16 protein-coding genes are annotated in these 15,561 nt (G+C 66.6%); 7 read left to right on the forward strand and 9 right to left on the reverse strand.

Going from position 1 to position 15,561, the window contains the following annotated elements; translation table 11 throughout:
- The coding region (locus tag A9973_RS03010) for a mucoidy inhibitor MuiA family protein (protein WP_370539434.1) at positions 1-885 on the reverse strand (885 nt) is incomplete at its 3' end.
- A 156-nt stretch (positions 886-1,041) separates the two neighbouring features.
- Entirely contained in the window at positions 1,042-1,941 is a 900-nt protein-coding gene (locus A9973_RS03015; protein WP_183012298.1) for a LysR substrate-binding domain-containing protein, read from the reverse strand.
- 106 nt (positions 1,942-2,047) lie between these two features.
- On the opposite strand from A9973_RS03015, the gene A9973_RS03020 reads away from it, so the two are divergent.
- The gene (locus tag A9973_RS03020; RefSeq protein WP_183012299.1) at positions 2,048-3,325 is read left to right on the forward strand and encodes an MFS transporter; all 1,278 of its coding nucleotides are present in this window, start codon (positions 2,048-2,050) and stop codon (positions 3,323-3,325) included.
- Positions 3,326-3,373: 48 nt separating this feature from the next.
- Here the strand turns inward: A9973_RS03020 and A9973_RS03025 are convergent, their stop codons facing one another.
- Positions 3,374-3,691, reverse strand: coding sequence for a flagellar transcriptional regulator FlhD (locus A9973_RS03025; protein ID WP_183012300.1), 318 nt, complete (start codon positions 3,689-3,691; stop codon positions 3,374-3,376).
- A 302-nt stretch (positions 3,692-3,993) separates the two neighbouring features.
- Here A9973_RS03025 and A9973_RS03030 point away from each other — a divergent pair, with 302 nt between their 5' ends.
- From A9973_RS03030 to A9973_RS03040, 3 genes are all read left to right on the forward strand, one after another.
- Entirely contained in the window at positions 3,994-4,710 is a 717-nt protein-coding gene (locus A9973_RS03030; RefSeq protein ID WP_183012301.1) for a DUF2325 domain-containing protein, read from the forward strand.
- 72 nt (positions 4,711-4,782) lie between these two features.
- Complete coding sequence (locus A9973_RS03035; protein WP_183012302.1) at positions 4,783-7,785, forward strand: PAS domain S-box protein; 3,003 nt, start codon at positions 4,783-4,785, stop codon at positions 7,783-7,785.
- Positions 7,786-7,951: 166 nt separating this feature from the next.
- Positions 7,952-8,308: a hypothetical protein gene (locus tag A9973_RS03040; RefSeq protein WP_183012303.1), complete on the forward strand. Its 357-nt coding sequence runs from the start codon at positions 7,952-7,954 to the stop codon at positions 8,306-8,308.
- 68 nt (positions 8,309-8,376) lie between these two features.
- Here A9973_RS03040 and A9973_RS03045 read toward each other — a convergent pair whose 3' ends face one another.
- Complete coding sequence (locus A9973_RS03045; RefSeq protein WP_370539456.1) at positions 8,377-9,813, reverse strand: RNA polymerase factor sigma-54; 1,437 nt, start codon at positions 9,811-9,813, stop codon at positions 8,377-8,379.
- 183 nt (positions 9,814-9,996) lie between these two features.
- A complete protein-coding gene (locus A9973_RS03050) occupies positions 9,997-10,941 on the reverse strand; it encodes a sigma-54-dependent Fis family transcriptional regulator (protein WP_255469054.1) in 945 nt (314 codons plus the stop codon).
- Between the two features lie 261 nt (positions 10,942-11,202).
- Here A9973_RS03050 and A9973_RS03055 point away from each other — a divergent pair, with 261 nt between their 5' ends.
- Positions 11,203-12,582, forward strand: coding sequence for a sigma-54 dependent transcriptional regulator (locus tag A9973_RS03055; RefSeq protein ID WP_183012305.1), 1,380 nt, complete (start codon positions 11,203-11,205; stop codon positions 12,580-12,582).
- Positions 12,583-12,627: 45 nt separating this feature from the next.
- Here A9973_RS03055 and A9973_RS03060 read toward each other — a convergent pair whose 3' ends face one another.
- Positions 12,628-12,996 carry a hypothetical protein gene (locus tag A9973_RS03060; RefSeq protein ID WP_183012306.1) on the reverse strand — a complete coding sequence of 123 codons (369 nt, stop codon included), beginning with the start codon at positions 12,994-12,996 and terminating at the stop codon, positions 12,628-12,630.
- A 129-nt stretch (positions 12,997-13,125) separates the two neighbouring features.
- On the opposite strand from A9973_RS03060, the gene A9973_RS03065 reads away from it, so the two are divergent.
- The gene (locus A9973_RS03065) at positions 13,126-13,344 is read left to right on the forward strand and encodes a hypothetical protein (RefSeq protein ID WP_183012307.1); all 219 of its coding nucleotides are present in this window, start codon (positions 13,126-13,128) and stop codon (positions 13,342-13,344) included.
- A 16-nt stretch (positions 13,345-13,360) separates the two neighbouring features.
- On the opposite strand, the gene A9973_RS03070 is transcribed toward A9973_RS03065, so the two are convergent.
- Entirely contained in the window at positions 13,361-13,630 is a 270-nt protein-coding gene (locus A9973_RS03070) for a DUF378 domain-containing protein (RefSeq protein ID WP_183012308.1), read from the reverse strand.
- Positions 13,620-13,889, reverse strand: coding sequence for a hypothetical protein (locus tag A9973_RS03075; RefSeq protein WP_183012309.1), 270 nt, complete (start codon positions 13,887-13,889; stop codon positions 13,620-13,622). Before A9973_RS03075 ends, A9973_RS03070 begins: the two co-directional genes overlap by 11 nt.
- A 118-nt stretch (positions 13,890-14,007) precedes the next feature.
- Here A9973_RS03075 and A9973_RS03080 point away from each other — a divergent pair, with 118 nt between their 5' ends.
- Complete coding sequence (locus A9973_RS03080) at positions 14,008-14,598, forward strand: hypothetical protein (RefSeq protein ID WP_183012310.1); 591 nt, start codon at positions 14,008-14,010, stop codon at positions 14,596-14,598.
- Between the two features lie 4 nt (positions 14,599-14,602).
- Here the strand turns inward: A9973_RS03080 and A9973_RS03085 are convergent, their stop codons facing one another.
- Complete coding sequence (locus A9973_RS03085; RefSeq protein WP_183012311.1) at positions 14,603-15,496, reverse strand: SDR family oxidoreductase; 894 nt, start codon at positions 15,494-15,496, stop codon at positions 14,603-14,605.
- Positions 15,497-15,561: the final 65 nt, after the last annotated feature.

Genomic DNA, 15,561 nt, shown 5'->3' on the forward strand with positions numbered 1-15,561 from the left:
GGGCGGGGGAGGCGGCGGGGGAGCCACATCGATGATCCAAGGCTGCAAGGGCGGCGCGCCGCCGCCCAGCGACGGGCGCGCAGTGGAGAGCGTCAGCTTGACGTTCTTCCAGTCTTCGCCCGTATTCTGGCTGATGACGCCGAAGTAGCCCAAGTCCACCGTACGGTCCGCCGGACGCAGACGCGCGTCATAGGCCGGCGTCCAGCGGGCGCCGCCCACGGCGTACGACACGGCCAGGTCCACCTTGCCCGCGCGGGCAAGATTCACGCGCAGGGTGACGGTCTTGCTGCGGCGGCTCAACTGCCCCTGTAAAACGTCCAACTGGGCTTGCAATGCGCCCATGTCGCGTTCCAGCACGGCTTTGCGTTCGGCGACCTGGCGCAGGCTGGCCAGTGTCTTGCCCAGGCTGTCGGCGCTGAGCGCCTGGATCGCCTTGAGTTCGTCCAAGGTCAGGCGAGCGCCTTCTTTCGCGGGTTCGGTCGCGCCGCGCTGCATCATCAGGACCAGCTCGCGCTGGTTGTCGAGCACGGCGGCCTCGTCGTCCAGTTCGGCCTGCTGAGCCTCAAGCTTGCGCATTTGCTCTTGCAGCGCGCGGACCCGCTCGTTCGCGGTGTCGGCCTGGAAGGCATCACGCACCTTGACATCCAGCAGCGAGGCCTGGCCGGTGCTTTTGGCCGAGACTTGCAGGGAGTTCTCCTGCAACGAGACCGGCAGGTTCTCAAGCACCAGTTCATGTTCGCCTGCCGCAAGTTCGCTGCTGGCGGACCGGGTCACCACGGCGCGGTCCTGATAGACGGTCACCGCGCCAATGGAGGAAGCCAGCCCGGCGGCTGCGCCCAAGCCGGGAATCGTTGCGATGGCCAGGGCCAGAAGAGTACGTCGCACTAAGTCACCTGTAGAAAGGTTGGATTCGGCAAGGCTGCGGCCCGGTTCAGGGACGGATCACCGATAGCGCGACAATTTACTCTGCGTCTTCTGCCGCGGCTTTACAGAAGATGACAAAAGCGACAGGGCAATACCGCCTGGTTCGGCGTGGGCGCCTCAGGGGCGTTCGGGGTGGGCCAGCCGGCGCAGCATCTCGACGGCGTTGACGGCTGCGATCGAGCGGTCGCGGCGCCGGTACGCCATGTCCAGCAAGGCGTGCGGGGCGTCGCCTTCGATGGGTCGGTATTCGATGCCTTCGGCGCCCATGTGGCGCATGGCCGCCGGCACGACAGAGATTCCGACGCCCGCGGCGACGAGGCTGACGATGGAGGCCATTTGCGGCGCCTCCTGAATCACGCGCGGGGTAAAGCCCGCCCGCTGGCAGGCGGACTGGATGGCGTCATACAAGCCGGCGCCGATGGGGCGCGGATACAGCACGAAGTCTTCGTCGGCCAGCGCCGCGACCGGCACGCTGGGAAGGTGGCTCAAGGGATGGTCGGGGGGCAACGCGACCAGCATGGGTTCGTCCAGCACGCGCTCGGATTCGAATTCTGCGTCCAGCAGGTAGGGCGGCCTTACGAATGCCACGTCGACCTCGCCCAGCCGCAAGCCACGCAGCAGCGATAGGGTGTTGCCTTCCGTGAGCGTGACGCGAACGTCGGGATAGCGGTCGCGGAAGGCCCGGATGGCGCGCGGCAAATAGGGGTGGAACACGGCCGAGGCCGTGAAACCGACGGTGACCGCGCCGCGCTCGCCACGGCCCAGGCGGCGGGCGGTGTCGATCGCCCGGTCTGCGCTGGCCAGGATGGCACGGGCGTCCTCCAGGAACTGCGCGCCGGCCTCGGTCATTTCGATCCCGCGCGGCAGCCTCAGGAACAGCGGGGTGCCGATTTCGCGCTCCAGCTGCTGGATCTGCTGGCTGAGCGGCGGCTGCCCGATCCCCAACCGCGCGGCGGCGCGGGTGAAGTGCAGTTCTTCGGCGACGGCAGTGAAGTAGCGCAGGTGGCGCAGTTCCATTGCTTTAGAATATAAGGTGTGCGAGTTTCATATATTGGACATATGCAGGGGAAAAGTCTACTTTGATGGGGCGGGCTGCAAGCCCGATGCCATTCCGAGAATCCTGATGTCTACCCCCTCCGCCAGTCCTTCCGCCCCGGCCCCGACCGCATACCTTGCACGGGGCACGCCCGGACTGCGCCGCGCCCAATGGGCCTTGTTCGCCGCCGGATTTTCCACTTTTTCCCTGCTGTATTGCGTGCAGCCGCTGATGCCGATGTTCACCCAGGCGTTCGGCGTGTCGCCTGCGCAGAGCAGTCTGGTGCTGTCGCTGTGCACCGGCTTGCTGGCCGTGGCCATCTTTTTGGTCGGCCTGTTTTCTCAGGCGCTGCCGCGCAAGCGCGTGATGGCGTTGTCGCTATTCGCGTCGGCCGTGCTGGGCACGATCGCGGCCGTGGCGCCGGACTGGCACAGCCTGCTGGCGCTGCGCGCGCTGCAGGGCGTGGCGATGGGCGGCGTGCCGGCGGTGGCGATGGCCTATCTTGCCGAAGAGGTCGAGCCGGACACGCTGGGCTTCGTCATGGGCCTGTACATCAGCGGCAGCGCCTTCGGCGGGCTGTCGGGCCGCGTCATCACCGGGCTGGTGTCCGACCACTTCGGATGGCGGGCGGCGATGGGGACGCTGGGCTTGCTGGGGATCGTGGCGGCCGTGCTGTTCGTCTGGCTGCTGCCGGCCTCGCGCCGTTTCACGCCGCAACGTGGCCGGGGCTGGGCCGGCGTGGCGGCCGACGTGCGCGCCGGCGTCGGCGCGCACCTGAAGAACGGCCCGCTATGCGCGCTGTTCGCGATGGGCGGATTGTTGATGGGCGCGTTCGTCACGCTCTACAACTACGTGGGCTTTCGCCTGTTGCTGCCGCCGTTTTCGCTTAGCCAGACTTTCATCGGCTTCATCTTCGTCGTCTACCTGGTCGGCATCTTCGCGTCGACGTTTTTCGGCCGGCTTGCCGACCGCCACGGGCGCGGTGCGATGCTGTGCGCGGCCACGGGGCTGGCGCTGGCCGGATTGCTGCTGACGCTGTCGAATTCACTGCCCGTGCTGATCGCCGGGATCATCTTGTTCACTTTCGGCTTTTTCGCGGCGCACGCGGTGGCAAGCGGCTGGGTCGGGCAAATGGCGCGCGGCTACAAGGCGTTGGCCGCATCGCTCTACCTCCTGGTCTATTACGTGGGGTCGAGCGTGCTGGGTTCGTGGGGCGGCCATTTCTGGGCTTCCAGCCAATGGCCCGGCGTGGCGGCCATGGCGGGCGGCCTGTTGACCCTGGCGCTTGTGATCAGCGCGGGGCTGGCATGGCGCACGAGTAGCGCAGTCAAGCGGGGATCGGACATTATCGCGGAATCCCCTTGATGACCGGCGTCCCTGCGCGGAACCAGGACGCGCAGGGACCGGGAAAAGCTAGGGCATCCCAAGTGTGTGGGGTTCAGGCGGCGTTGCGGCCGCTGCGCGCGCGGCCAGCGTGGCGTCGATGCCTTGGCTCAGCGCCGAGAGCAGCAGGTGCGGCGCAAGATCCAGCTGCGCCAGCAGCACGCTGCATCGCGACATCTTGATCAGATCGTTTTGGGAAAGGGCGGCCAACCACTGGCAGGCATGCTCCGAAATCTGCAGGCCCGCCATGGCGGGTGCGTTGCCGGTGCGCGCCAGGCGCTGCAATAGCAGCAGATACATCAGGTTGGTTTCGTGGATATCGCGCAGAAGTTCGGTGGATTTCGGCATCGGGCATCCCTGACTTCGTTGGTTCCGCGCGTCGGCCGCGGCCGATGCGGAAGGGCGCGTGGCGTCCTCGTGGGGACGTCTATTCCAAGCCCGGGAGGGGCCTGCGTGCCGGTGGAGTCTGTCGATCATATTTAAGCGACCGGGGCGCGTCAGCTATGGATTTCCCTGTACGCGCCGTGGATGTGCGGCCTATTTATAAAAAGGAAGCATTCTCATTTATAATTGCCCGCATGCCAAGTGGCGCGTCGCGGAGCCTCTCTCAGCCTGCAGCCGTCCGGCGACGTTTCAACCCGAGGCCTGTGATGACATCCTCTTCCCTAGACCGCCAGACGCTCCAGCGTGAACATGCGGCGCTGCTTGCCGCATACGGACAGGCGCAATCGCATTGCAGCCAGTTGATTAGCGCGCAGGCAGCGCGGATCCAGCATCTGGAAGCCGACGCGATGCGCTTGCGCGCCGCCGTCATCCTGCGCGATACGGCGTTGGCTTGGGCGCGGGAAGACCATCGTGCCCTGGAAGGATCGATACCGGGCTTGCCCAAGCGCGTAGCGCTGGCGCGCCGGGTCACGCAGCTGATGGAACGCATCCAGAGCCTCATGCGCGAACGGCTGGCCTGGCAGGACCGGGCCAGCCAGGCGCGGGCGCGTCCCGCCGAGCGGCTGGCGGACACGGTTTGCTCCCGGCCGGCCGTGACTGCCGTCGCGCTGCGCGAGAAGTCCGTGCTATGCGTGGGCGAGGACGCCATGGCCTTGATGCTGACGCGCAAGGTCGTGGAACTGGCCGGGGGCCGGTACCTGGGCCACAGCGGCGCGGGCGATGCGGATGGCGCGACGCTTGAAGCCAGCCTGGTCGCCGCGGACCTCGTCATTTGCCAGACGGGCTGCGTGAGCCACGGGGCCTATTGGCGCGTCAGGGACCATTGCACCCGGACGGGCAAGCAATGCGTGCTGGTCGACAAGCCCGAAGCGCTGAACGCCTTGCGGCTGGACGGCGAACCGGCGTTCGAGCAGGATCGGTAGCGTCGCGTTACCGAGCGTTTCCGCAAGGCAGCGCCGCCCCGCAATACAGTAGGCATTGGCAAAGGGGCAGACATGTTGAAGAAACAAGATCGCGTTGCGCTCCCCTGGACGGATACCTTGGCGCGTCTGGAGGACGAACGCATCATGCTGCAGCGGATTGCCGCGGGCATGCCGCTGGCGCATGTGCTGGAGCACGTGCTGCACGCCATCGAAGCGCAATCCAGCGTGGAGTTGCGGGCGGCGATCGCCTTGATCGACGACACCGGGACGTTCCTGCTGCATGCCGCGGCCCCCAGCTTGCCGGCGGCGTTCAATGTGGCGATGCAACGCACGCCGATCGGACCGCACGTGGCGTCATGGGGCGCGGCGGCGCATGCGGGAAGCGCCGTTTATGTGGCGGATATCGCCTTGCATCCTGATTGGGAGCACTGGCGCGACCTGGCGCTGTCGCATGGCTTGCGCGCGTGCTGGTCGACGCCGATCAAGGCGCCTGATGGACGCTTGCTGGGTGTGTTCTCGAACTACTACAGCATCGCGCGTTCGCCGTCCGCCGACGATATCGACGCCATCGCGCTGGTGACGCGCAGCGCCGCCCTGGCGATCGAACGGCACCTGACCGACACCGCGCTGCGCGATAGCGGCGAGCGGTGGCGCGCCATGTTCGAAGGGATGCAGGAGGCCTTCTTTTTAAGCGAGGCGCTGCGGGACGGGGATGGCCGCATCGTGGACTTCCGCTTTCTGGAGGTGAATCCGGCCTTTGAACGCCAGAGCGGCATGCGGGAAGGCGACACGCTGGGCCATACGCTGCGCGAAATGATTCCCGGGGTGCCCAGCCAGATCATGGACGCGTTCGCCCAGGTGGTGGAAACGGGCGAACCGACGCAATTCGAGTTTGCCGTGCCGGCGCCCAACGAAGCCTGGTACGAGGCCCGCGCGCGCAAAGACGGCACCGACCGCATGATGGCGCTGTTCCTGGACGTCACGGCGCGCAAGGCGGCCGAAACCGAATTATGGGAAGGGCAGCACCGCAAGAACTTCCTGCTGTCGCTAGGCGACCGCATGCGGGAACTGCACCTTCAGTCCGAAATCGAACAGGCCGCTTGCGAGGCGTTGGGCCAGCACCTGGCCCTTGGCCATGTCGCGGTTGTGGACGGAGCCGGCGACGAGGACGCGGTGAGAGCGCCGTCGACCAGTTGGTGGTCCGAAGGCGGCCGGGCGACACGGGAGCCGCTCGCGCCGGAGCCGTTGGGCGAAGAATTCAAAGACGCGCTGCGCAAGGGCCGCACCGCGTACCTGCAGCCGCTGGTGGCGGACCAGGTCGGCGAAGTCCGGCCGTCCGCGATCGTGGTGCCGATGCGTCGATGGGGACGGCACGGCGCGTTGCTGGTGCGGCCGCAGGCCACCAGTCGCCTGCGGGGCAGCGATATCGCCTTTATCGAAGAGGTGGCGGAGCGCATGTGCGACGCCGTCGAGCGGTCGCAGTACGCGCGCACGCTCGAGCAGCGCGTCGAGGACGCGATCGCCGAGCGCGACCGCATCTGGCGCCTGTCTCCGGAACTGCTTGCCGTTGTCGACGCGCACGAGCGCTTCGTCAGCGTCAATCCCGCGGTGCGGCCGATCCTGGGCTGGAGCCCTGAACAGTTCTTGTCCATGGCGCTGACCGAACTGGTGCACCCGGACGACCAGGCGGCCACGCGCGCCGCCATGGCGCAAGCATCGCTGGCGGATCCGGCCCAGGCGGTGCGGCATATGGAGAACCGCCTGCTGGGGCGCGACGGCGTATACCGCTGGATCACCTGGAGCATGTCATGGTCGCAAGACAGCCTGTACATGACGGGCCGTGACGATACCGATTTGAAGGCGCAGGCCGAAATGCTCCGGGACACCGAGCAGGCGCTGCGGCAGTCGCAGAAAATGGAGGCGGTGGGGCGGCTGACCGGCGGCATTGCGCACGACTTCAACAATATGCTTCAGGGCATCACGGGCGCCTTGTACCTGATCAAGCGCAAGCTCGGCGCCCGCACGCCCGAGCAGGCGGAACGCTTCATCAACGTCGCCATGGATTCGGCCAACCGCGCCGCGCACCTGACGCAACGGCTGCTGACCTTTTCGCGGCGCCAGCCCATTGACCCCAAACCGTTCAGCGTGGCATCCACGCTGCAATCGATGGCCGACCTGTTCCATCGCTATACCGGCGAACGCGTCCACCTGGCCTCCGACCTGGAGCCTGAGTTGTGGACCGTGCGATGCGACAGGAACCAGTTCGAAAACGCCATGCTGAATCTGGTGATCAATGCCTGCGACGCGATGCCCAATGGAGGCGTGTTGACCATCGCGGCGCAGAACCAGTCGATGGATCCCACGCGATTGCGCCAGTTTCCGGGATTGAGTCCGGGAGATTTCGTGGAAGTGTCAGTCGCGGACGTGGGCTGCGGCATGCCGCCCGACGTGTTGGCCCACGCCTTCGATCCGTTCTTCACCACCAAGCCGCTGGGCGAAGGCACCGGCCTGGGGCTGTCGATGATCTATGGCTTTGCCAAGCAGGCAGGCGGCGTGGCCACCCTGGAAAGCGCGGTGGGCAAGGGCACGACGGTCCGGCTGCTCTTGCCCCGGTACGACGGCGCGCCGGACACGGCCGCGCGGCAGGAGTCCGCCGCGCAGCAGGTGCCGGGCGTCGGGCGGCCGTCCGTCGTGGTGTTAGTGGAAGATGACGCCAACGTGCGCGACATGGTGCGCGAATGCCTGATCGAACTTGGCTTGCAGGTGTTGACCGCAGCGGATGGCGAGGCGGGATTGGAGTTGGTCCTGGGCACCGCCGGTATTGATCTGCTGGTGACGGACGTGGGCTTGCCCGCCTTGAACGGGCGCCAGTTGGCGGATGCCGCGCGGGCGGCGCATCCTGGGCTGAAGGTGTTGATGATGACCGGCTATGCCGAAAGCGCCGCGCATGACCGGGGATTCCTGGAGCACGGGATGGAGTTGATCGTGAAACCGTTCTCGCTGGATGCGCTGGGCGAACGCGTGCAGTGCATGTTGGACGAGCCCCGGGGTGCGGGACTTGACGACGGCGGCTAGGCGGCGCCGGTCCAGCGGGATGCCAGTGTTGCAAAGGCAGGTAAAAACTACCCGTCCGGACGCGCTAGGCGGGTAGTTGGGGGGGCTGGCGGTCGGAAGGCCGCCGTGTCGGGACGGGAACGGGGCTTGCGTACAGGTCCATGCATCCCAACCAAGGAGCCTGACTATGAAAACCCGTGCCATGACTTGCGCTTTTGCACTGCTGGCTGGCCTGACGTCCGCCGGTGCGGCGCTGGCCCAATCGGCCAACCCGACCACGCCGTCTTCCACGCCGAACGACGCCTCCGCGGCCCAGCCGAACCGTCCGTTGCCGGCGGGGCAGATGGCGCCCGCGCCTAACGCGACGCCCTCTACGGGCACCACCGCGCCCGCGATGCAACACAGCGGCACCATGTCGTCGGGCAAGAAGCACTCCGATGAAACGCCGAAACGTCCGCGGGAAGCCAATGACAACGTGCCGCGCACGCCCGCCGCCGGCGCTGCGCCGCCTCCGGGGTATCCGAATTCGGGCGGTTCCAAGTAATCGCCAGACCGGCGGCAACGAAGAAGGCTTCCCCAGGGAAGCCTTCTTTGCATGCGGGGCAGGTCGTCCTAGTGCTGGCGGCGCAGTTCCGCGGGAGGCACCCGCAGTTGTCCGCGGTACTTGGACACGGTGCGCCGCGCCAGGAGGATGCCGCTGGAGGCCAGTTGCTGGGTCAGGGCCACGTCGGACAAGGGCATGGAGGGGTCTTCGGCGTCGACCATTTCCTTGATCAGCGCGCGCACGGCGGCGGCGGAACACGAGCCGCCCGATTCCGTTGCCAGTTCGCGCGAAAAGAAATGGCGGAATTCAAACACGCCACGCGGCGTCACCATGTACTTGCCGACCGTGGCGCGCGACACCGTGGACTCGTGCATGTCCAGATCGTCGGCGACCTCGCGCAGCATCAAGGGGCGCAAGGCCACCTCGCCATATTCGAAGAACGTCTGCTGCCGCTTGACGATGGCCTCGGCGACGCGTTGGATGGTCGTGTAGCGTTGTTCCACATTGCGCACCAGCCAGCGCGCTTCCTGCAGCTCCTGCGCCATGGGGCTGCGGTCGTCCAGGCGGGCGCGGCGGAACAGGTCGGCGTAGGTGCGGTGCAGTCGCGCGTGCGGCATCGCGTTGCGGTTGGGCAGCACGCGCCAACGGGCATGCCACTTGTCCACGAACACATCGGGCACGACATAGACCGGGGCTTCCGCGCTGTAGCGGGCGCCGGGCTTGGGGTCCAGGCTGCGGATCAGCGCGCAGGCCTCGCGCAGCGCCTCGTCCGAGCAATCCAGCACGCGGCGCAGTCCGATGCAGTCGTTCTTGCCCAAGCGGTCCAGATGCTCGCGGACGATGCGAAGCGCCAGCTCCCGGGTGGATGGGGCGACCGTCCGCGCGGCCGCCAGTTGCAGCGTCAGGCATTCGGCCAGGTCGCGCGCACCCAGCCCGGGCGCGTCCAGCTGCTGCACCAGGCGTAATGCGGCCAGCCATTCGCCGTCATCGGGAGGCGGGCTGAATTCGGGCCGGTCCGCGCTGCAAAGGCTGCCCAGCGGCACGCGCAGATAGCCGTCGTCGTCCAGCGCGTCGATGACGAATTCGGCCAGCAGCCGGTCGCGCGGCTGAAGGTGGTAGTTGCCCAGGTCTTGCGACAGGCGTTCGCGCATCGACAGCGAGGCGCTGGCCCATTGCCCCAGATCCTTGCCGTCGCCGTTGCCGGACGACGGCATAGGGTAATCGCCGGAATAGGCGGGCGCGTCCGGGGGCGCCTCTTCCCCGTCGCCCGCCGCAGCAGGGGACTCGGCCGACGATGCGGCCGGATTGTCGGCCGATGTTTCGGCGTTGTCGCCATGCGTGGCGGGCCTGGTGTCGCGCTCCCTGTCCGCAGGCTCGACTTCGGGTTCGTCGCCGTCTTCAAGAAAGGGATTGGTGGCCAGCGCATGCTCCACCGCGGTCGTGAACTCAAGCGCCGACATCTGCAGCAGCTTGACGGACTGTTGCAGGCGGGGCGCCAGTGTCATCTGCTGGCGCAGGCGCAATTCTTGCGTAGGGTGGCCCAATCGAGTCTCCTTGCCAGGAAGCCGCCGGATGGCGGCGCATCCTTGATACTCAAGCAAACTCTGTGCCAGGCGGGCTTGCGGGCGGGTCTCGGGGATCGTCCGATCGCAGGCGTGGCGCAATTACAAGCCAGCGGTAAGAACTGCTCAGCGCTCGGCCAAGCCTTCCTTGTCGTACACGTCCAGCCGGTTGTAAAGCGTCTTCAGGCTTACGCCCAACGTGTCCGCGGCCAATCGCTTGTCGCCGTCATGGTGCGCCAGCGTGGCCAGGATGAATTCGCGCTGCGCCCGGCCCAGTGGCATGCCCACCGGGAAGCTGAGGGCGCCGTCGCGCATTTCGGTGCGCTGGCGGGCCGGGACGCGGGCCAGCAGGTCGGTATCCAATTGCGTGTCCGACAGAATGAAGGCGCGCTGCACCACATTGCGTAGTTCGCGCACGTTGCCAGGCCAGTCGTGCTGCAGGATCGCGTCCAGCATCTGCTTGGAAAACACCTTCTGCGTACGATGCTGCGCGTTAAGGGTATCCAGGAACCGGTGCGCAAGGATCAGCGCATCGTCCCCGCGTTCGCGCAGCGGCGGCACGCGCAGCGGGATGACCAGTAAACGGTGCAGGAAGTCCTGGCGCAACCGGCCTTCGGCGACCGAGGCCGCGGGGTCGCGGTTGCTGGCGCAGATGATGCGCACGTTCGCTCGCAGCAGGTCGGATCCCCCGACGCGCTGGTACGTTCCGGCCTCCAGCACGCGCAGGAAATGCACCTGCATGTCGGGCGGCATCTCGGTGACCTCGTCCAGGAACAGGGTGCCGCCGCTTGCGTATTCGAAGTAGCCGGCGTTCTGGGCCAACGCGCCCGTGAAACTGCCTTTTTCGTGGCCGAACAGTTCAGCGTGCGCCAATGTGCCACTGATGGCGCCGCAGTTCACGGCCACGAAGGGCTGGTTGCGCCGTTCGCTGGCGTCGTGGATTGCGCGCGCCACGATCTCCTTGCCGGCGCCGCTTTCTCCCACGATGAAGACGCTGGCGTCGGTCGACGCCGCCAGTTGCAACTGGGCGCCCAACTTTTGCATGACCGGCGACAGGCCGGTCACGTCCATCGGAAGAGCGGGGGACGCAACCGCATCCGCGCGCCCGGTGGTGGTGCGATTTGCCATGCTGATACCTCGGCCCGGGGGCTTTGCCGCGATAGTTCATCGTAGCGGCCGGGTACGCCAAGGAATGCGACCAGTTGCAAGTATTCGAAATCTTTAGTGGACGGTATCGATTGTTTACGCCTGTCGCCGTCAGAGTGACTATTCTCGATCCCATGTCCATGCGCGGCGCGGAACCCCGGTCGCGCACTGTATTACGGAGAAGCTATGCCTCATTTGCTGATCGTCGACGACGACGAGGCGATTCGGGAAACACTGGCCGAGATGGGCCGCGACAGCGGCTTCTCGGTGGCGTTGGCCGCCAGCGTCAAGGATGCCCTCATCCAGTTGGAAAGGCAGGCGCCGGACTTGGTATTGACCGACGTCCGGCTGCCAGGCGGCAACGGCATGGATATTTTCAAGAATGTCGCGGCGGCCAGCGCCGAAGTCGTGGTGATGACGGGTCATGGCTCGGTCGACTACGCCGTCCAGGCCCTGCGCTTGGGCGCCACCGATTTTCTGGTCAAGCCGATCTGCATGGACCGCTTGAACGGCATCCTGACGCGGGTCGTGGCCAACGCGGGAGGAGACCTGCCCGGCATGCCGTTCGAGGAAGCGGGGCGATTCGGCAAACTGTATGGCGCGTCGGACTGCATGACCGAGCTTTACCGCCAGATCGGACGAGTCGCGCCTACCAGCGTCACGACCTTGCTGATCGGCGAAAGCGGCACCGGCAAAGAGCTGGCCGCCCACGCGATCCATGAACTGAGTGCGCGTCGCCAACGCCCGTTCATCGCCGTGAACTGCGGCGCGATTTCTCCAAATTTGATCGAAAGCGAAATGTTCGGCCATGAACGCGGCAGCTTCACGGGCGCCGACCGGCAGCACAAAGGCTATTTCGAACGCGCCGACGGCGGCACCTTGTTCCTGGACGAGGTCACCGAAATGCCGCTGGACCTTCAGGTCAAATTATTGCGGGTGCTGGAAACCGGACAGTTCATGCGGGTGGGCACCAACCGCGAGATCGGGTGCGATATCCGCATCGTGGCCGCCACCAACCGCAATCCGGAGCAGGCCGTGCAGGACGGCAAACTGCGCGAAGACCTGTACTACCGGCTTAGCGTGTTCCCGATAGAACTGCCGCCTCTGCGCGAGCGCGGCGACGATATCCTGTTCCTGGCCCAGCGGTTCCTGCAGGCGCAGAATCAGGAAACGGGCAAGAACAAGGTGTTTGCCCCGCAGGCGGCCGAGGCCTTGGCGCGATACGACTGGCCGGGCAATGTGCGCGAGTTGAAGAATTTCGTGCGCCGGGCGTTCATCATGGCCGACGGCGACGTTCTGGATGTGGACATGCTGGCGCCGCACGTGTCGCCAGGGGGTGACGCCAGCAACGGCCAGGTCAGCGTGCCCGTGGGCGAGACGCTGGCCGAGGCCGACCGGCGCCTGATTCTGGCCACGCTTGCGCGCTGCAACGGCGTCAAGAAGCAGACCGCTGCGATGCTGGGCATCAGCCCCAAGACGCTCTACAACCGGCTCGAAGAATACGCGGCGGCCGGCTACGTCCTGCCGGGCGAAGACGGGTCCGGCGAGGCGCGCGGGGCCGGCTAGTCGCGCCGCCCTGCGGGGCGGCGCGACGTTTCGCAGGGCGCCAGCTTACTTGCCGTGGCGCGTCTTCAGGTCGGCCATGCAGGCGTCCTTGGCGTTGCCCGACATGGCGTCGCATTTTTCCTTGCCCACTTTGTAGTCGGCATCGTTGCGCGTCTTGGCGGCGTCATGGTTGGCCTCGGCTTTTTCCTTGCCCGCCTTGGCGTCGGCTTTTGCCTTGTCGCGGGTGGCTTCGGCTTGCTGCTGGCAGACGTCCTTCTGGTTGCCCTTCATTCCGTCGCACGCTTTCTTGTCCATCTTGTACTGGTTGTCGATCTGGTCGCTGTTGCGTACGGGCGTGGTTTGCGCAGAGGCCTGGAACGCCAGGGCGGACAGGCACAGGGCGATCGCGGGGCAAACGGTTCTGGACAGATTCATGGCTGACTCCTTTGGGTAAAGGCCCGGCATGAGGCGGGCCTGCGATCATGCCAAGCAAGCGGCGTTCCCGGCGTACCCGGGCACGCCGCTTGCGCGGTACCCGGCACCATCGGCAACACGGAGAGCAAGATGAGGCAACCCGCTGAAGAGAAGGCCAAGCCCGAGGCGAACACGCCGAACGACGAGACGGACGCCGCGCACCGCAGCGGCCAGTTCGGGGCGGACAAGCCCGGTTTCGGCAAGCCGCCGCCGGCGGCGAACCGGCCCGCGGACAAAAAGCCCAACACCAAGGGCCCGGAGTATGAAGAAGGGGGGCAGTATCCCGGCAAGCGCCCTGGCGAACAGTAGGTCGGCGGGCGGACGCCTACTCGGCGCCGTCGCCCCACTTGAACAACAGCACGACGCAATGCAGCGCGGCCAGCCCGATCAGCCCCTGGACGGCTCGGGTGGCCGCCGCGTGGGGCAGGATTTTCGCGAACACGTCCAAATTGACGGCGGCGATCAAGCCGCAGTTCAGGCCTGCCGCCACCACGGCGATCAACGCCACCCAATCCAGCCACGACATTTCGCGGCCGCGCGGCCGCGCGTCTGCGGCGGCTTCGGCGAATTGCGGAGGCGCCGGCTCAGCCACCATTTCGCTCCGGGTTAGGCGCCGACCGGGATACGCCGGCATCGTCCGCCCCGGTCACTCGGTCCGGCGCGATATCGCTGCCGTCGCCATCACGCGGGTCGGGGTCGACGCTTTCGCGTTCGCCGGTCGCTTGGGAATCGCTGTCGGTATGCGCCATGCCGGGCGGCAGGTCGCTGGCCGAATCGGAGGAGTCGCTGGGTCCCAGGTCCGGGCGGCCGGAATCATCGGGATCCAAGAAGTCGGGGGCAGGGGTACGGGGCATGGCAATCTCCGGACAAGGGCTCGAAGGGGAACGCGGAGTTAACAGCAAGCGCCGTACCGTCGCGGGACGGGCATGCGAGTTGCTGCGCCCATGGGTAAGATCCAGCCGGGAGATTTCCATGTCCTTGATTGTCGCCGCACGCTTCCAGACATTCGACCAGGCCACCGTGGCCGCGCAAAAGCTCTTTGCCGAGGGCTTCACGGAAGACGACGTGCACACGTTCTATATCAATTCGGCGGGCGAACACGCGCGCTTTCCATTAGGCGGCGACCGCATCGCGGATCCGGACGCCAAGGGCGCCCACTTGGGCGCCGTTGCCGGCGCTTCGGCGCTTGGCCTGCTGTTCGCGCTATTGGGTGGCCTGATCGCGGCGCGGCTGGCGGCGCCGATCCTGATCGTCATCGCGGCGGCGGGCGTGGGCGCCTATCTGGGCGCCCTGGCCGGGGCGCTGTGGATCGTCGGCCGGGACAAGCGCCGGAAGCAAGCTTCGCCCCGCGCCCAGGAGATGCACCCTGCCGTGCGCGCGGCAGGCGTGATGCTGGCGCTGCACGTGCCCGTGGGAAAGGAGGCGCTGGCCCGTCAGGTCCTACGCGAATCAGGCGGCCGCGACATTGAGCGGGCGCGGGGCCGGTGGTTGAACGGAAAATGGGAAGACTTCGATCCCCTGAAGCCGCCCAAGCATGTAGAGGCGCCGACTTCCGTCGCCTGACGCGTCAATCGCCGGCGCTGCCCGTAATGGGCAACACGATGCCCGTGATGTAGCTGGCGCACGCGGGCGACGCCAGAAATACGTACGCCGGCGATATCTCTTCGGGTTGCGCGGGCCGACCCAGATCGGTGTGCTTGCCGAATTCCTTGATGGCCGTCGGGCTTTGGTCCGCGGGGTTAAGTGGCGTCCAGACGGGGCCCGGCGCCACGGCGTTCACGCGGATGCCTTGATCCGCCAGGTTCGCGGCCAGCGAGCGTGTAAAGGCGTGGATCGCGCCTTTGGTGGAGGAATAGTCCAGCAGCTTGGCGCTGCCCCGCAAGCCGGTGACGGACCCGGTATTGATGATGGAAGCGCCCGCCTTCAAATGCGGTAGCGCGGCGCGGGCCATGTAGAAGTAGGCGGTGATGTTGGTGCGCAGCGTCTTATCCCATTTGTCGTCGCTGATGTCGGTCAGCGCGTCGGTGTGCTGCTGGTAGGCCGCGTTGTTGACCAGGATGTCCAGTTTGCCGAAGGCCTCTACGGCCTGGGCGACGGCGTCGTTGCAGAACGCGGCGTCCCGCACGTCACCGGCGATCAGCAGACAGCGCCGTCCTTCGGCCTCGACGGCGCGCAGTGTCGCCTGGGCATCCTCGTGCTCGTTAAGGTACACGACAGCGACGTTGGCGCCCTCGCGCGCAAACAGCACGCTGACCGCGCGTCCAATGCCGGAATCTCCGCCCGTGACGATGGCCGCCATGTCCTGCAGTTTGGCGCTGCCCCGATAGCCTGGGGCCTGATACTGGGGTTTGAGTTCCATGTCGGCTTCGTTGCCGGGTTTCTCAAGATGCTGGTCCGGCATCGGCGGCGTGGGATGCGGACGGTCGCCGGTGGCGCTGCGGGCGTTGCGGACGTTGGCCATGCGATGCTCCTTGGGTCGGGCGCGGGAGGTGCGTCGCGGTCCTTCCAAGCAAACGCTGTTCCCGA

The organism is Achromobacter sp. UMC46 (assembly GCF_014170335.1).
Lineage (GTDB): Bacteria > Pseudomonadota > Gammaproteobacteria > Burkholderiales > Burkholderiaceae_B > Achromobacter.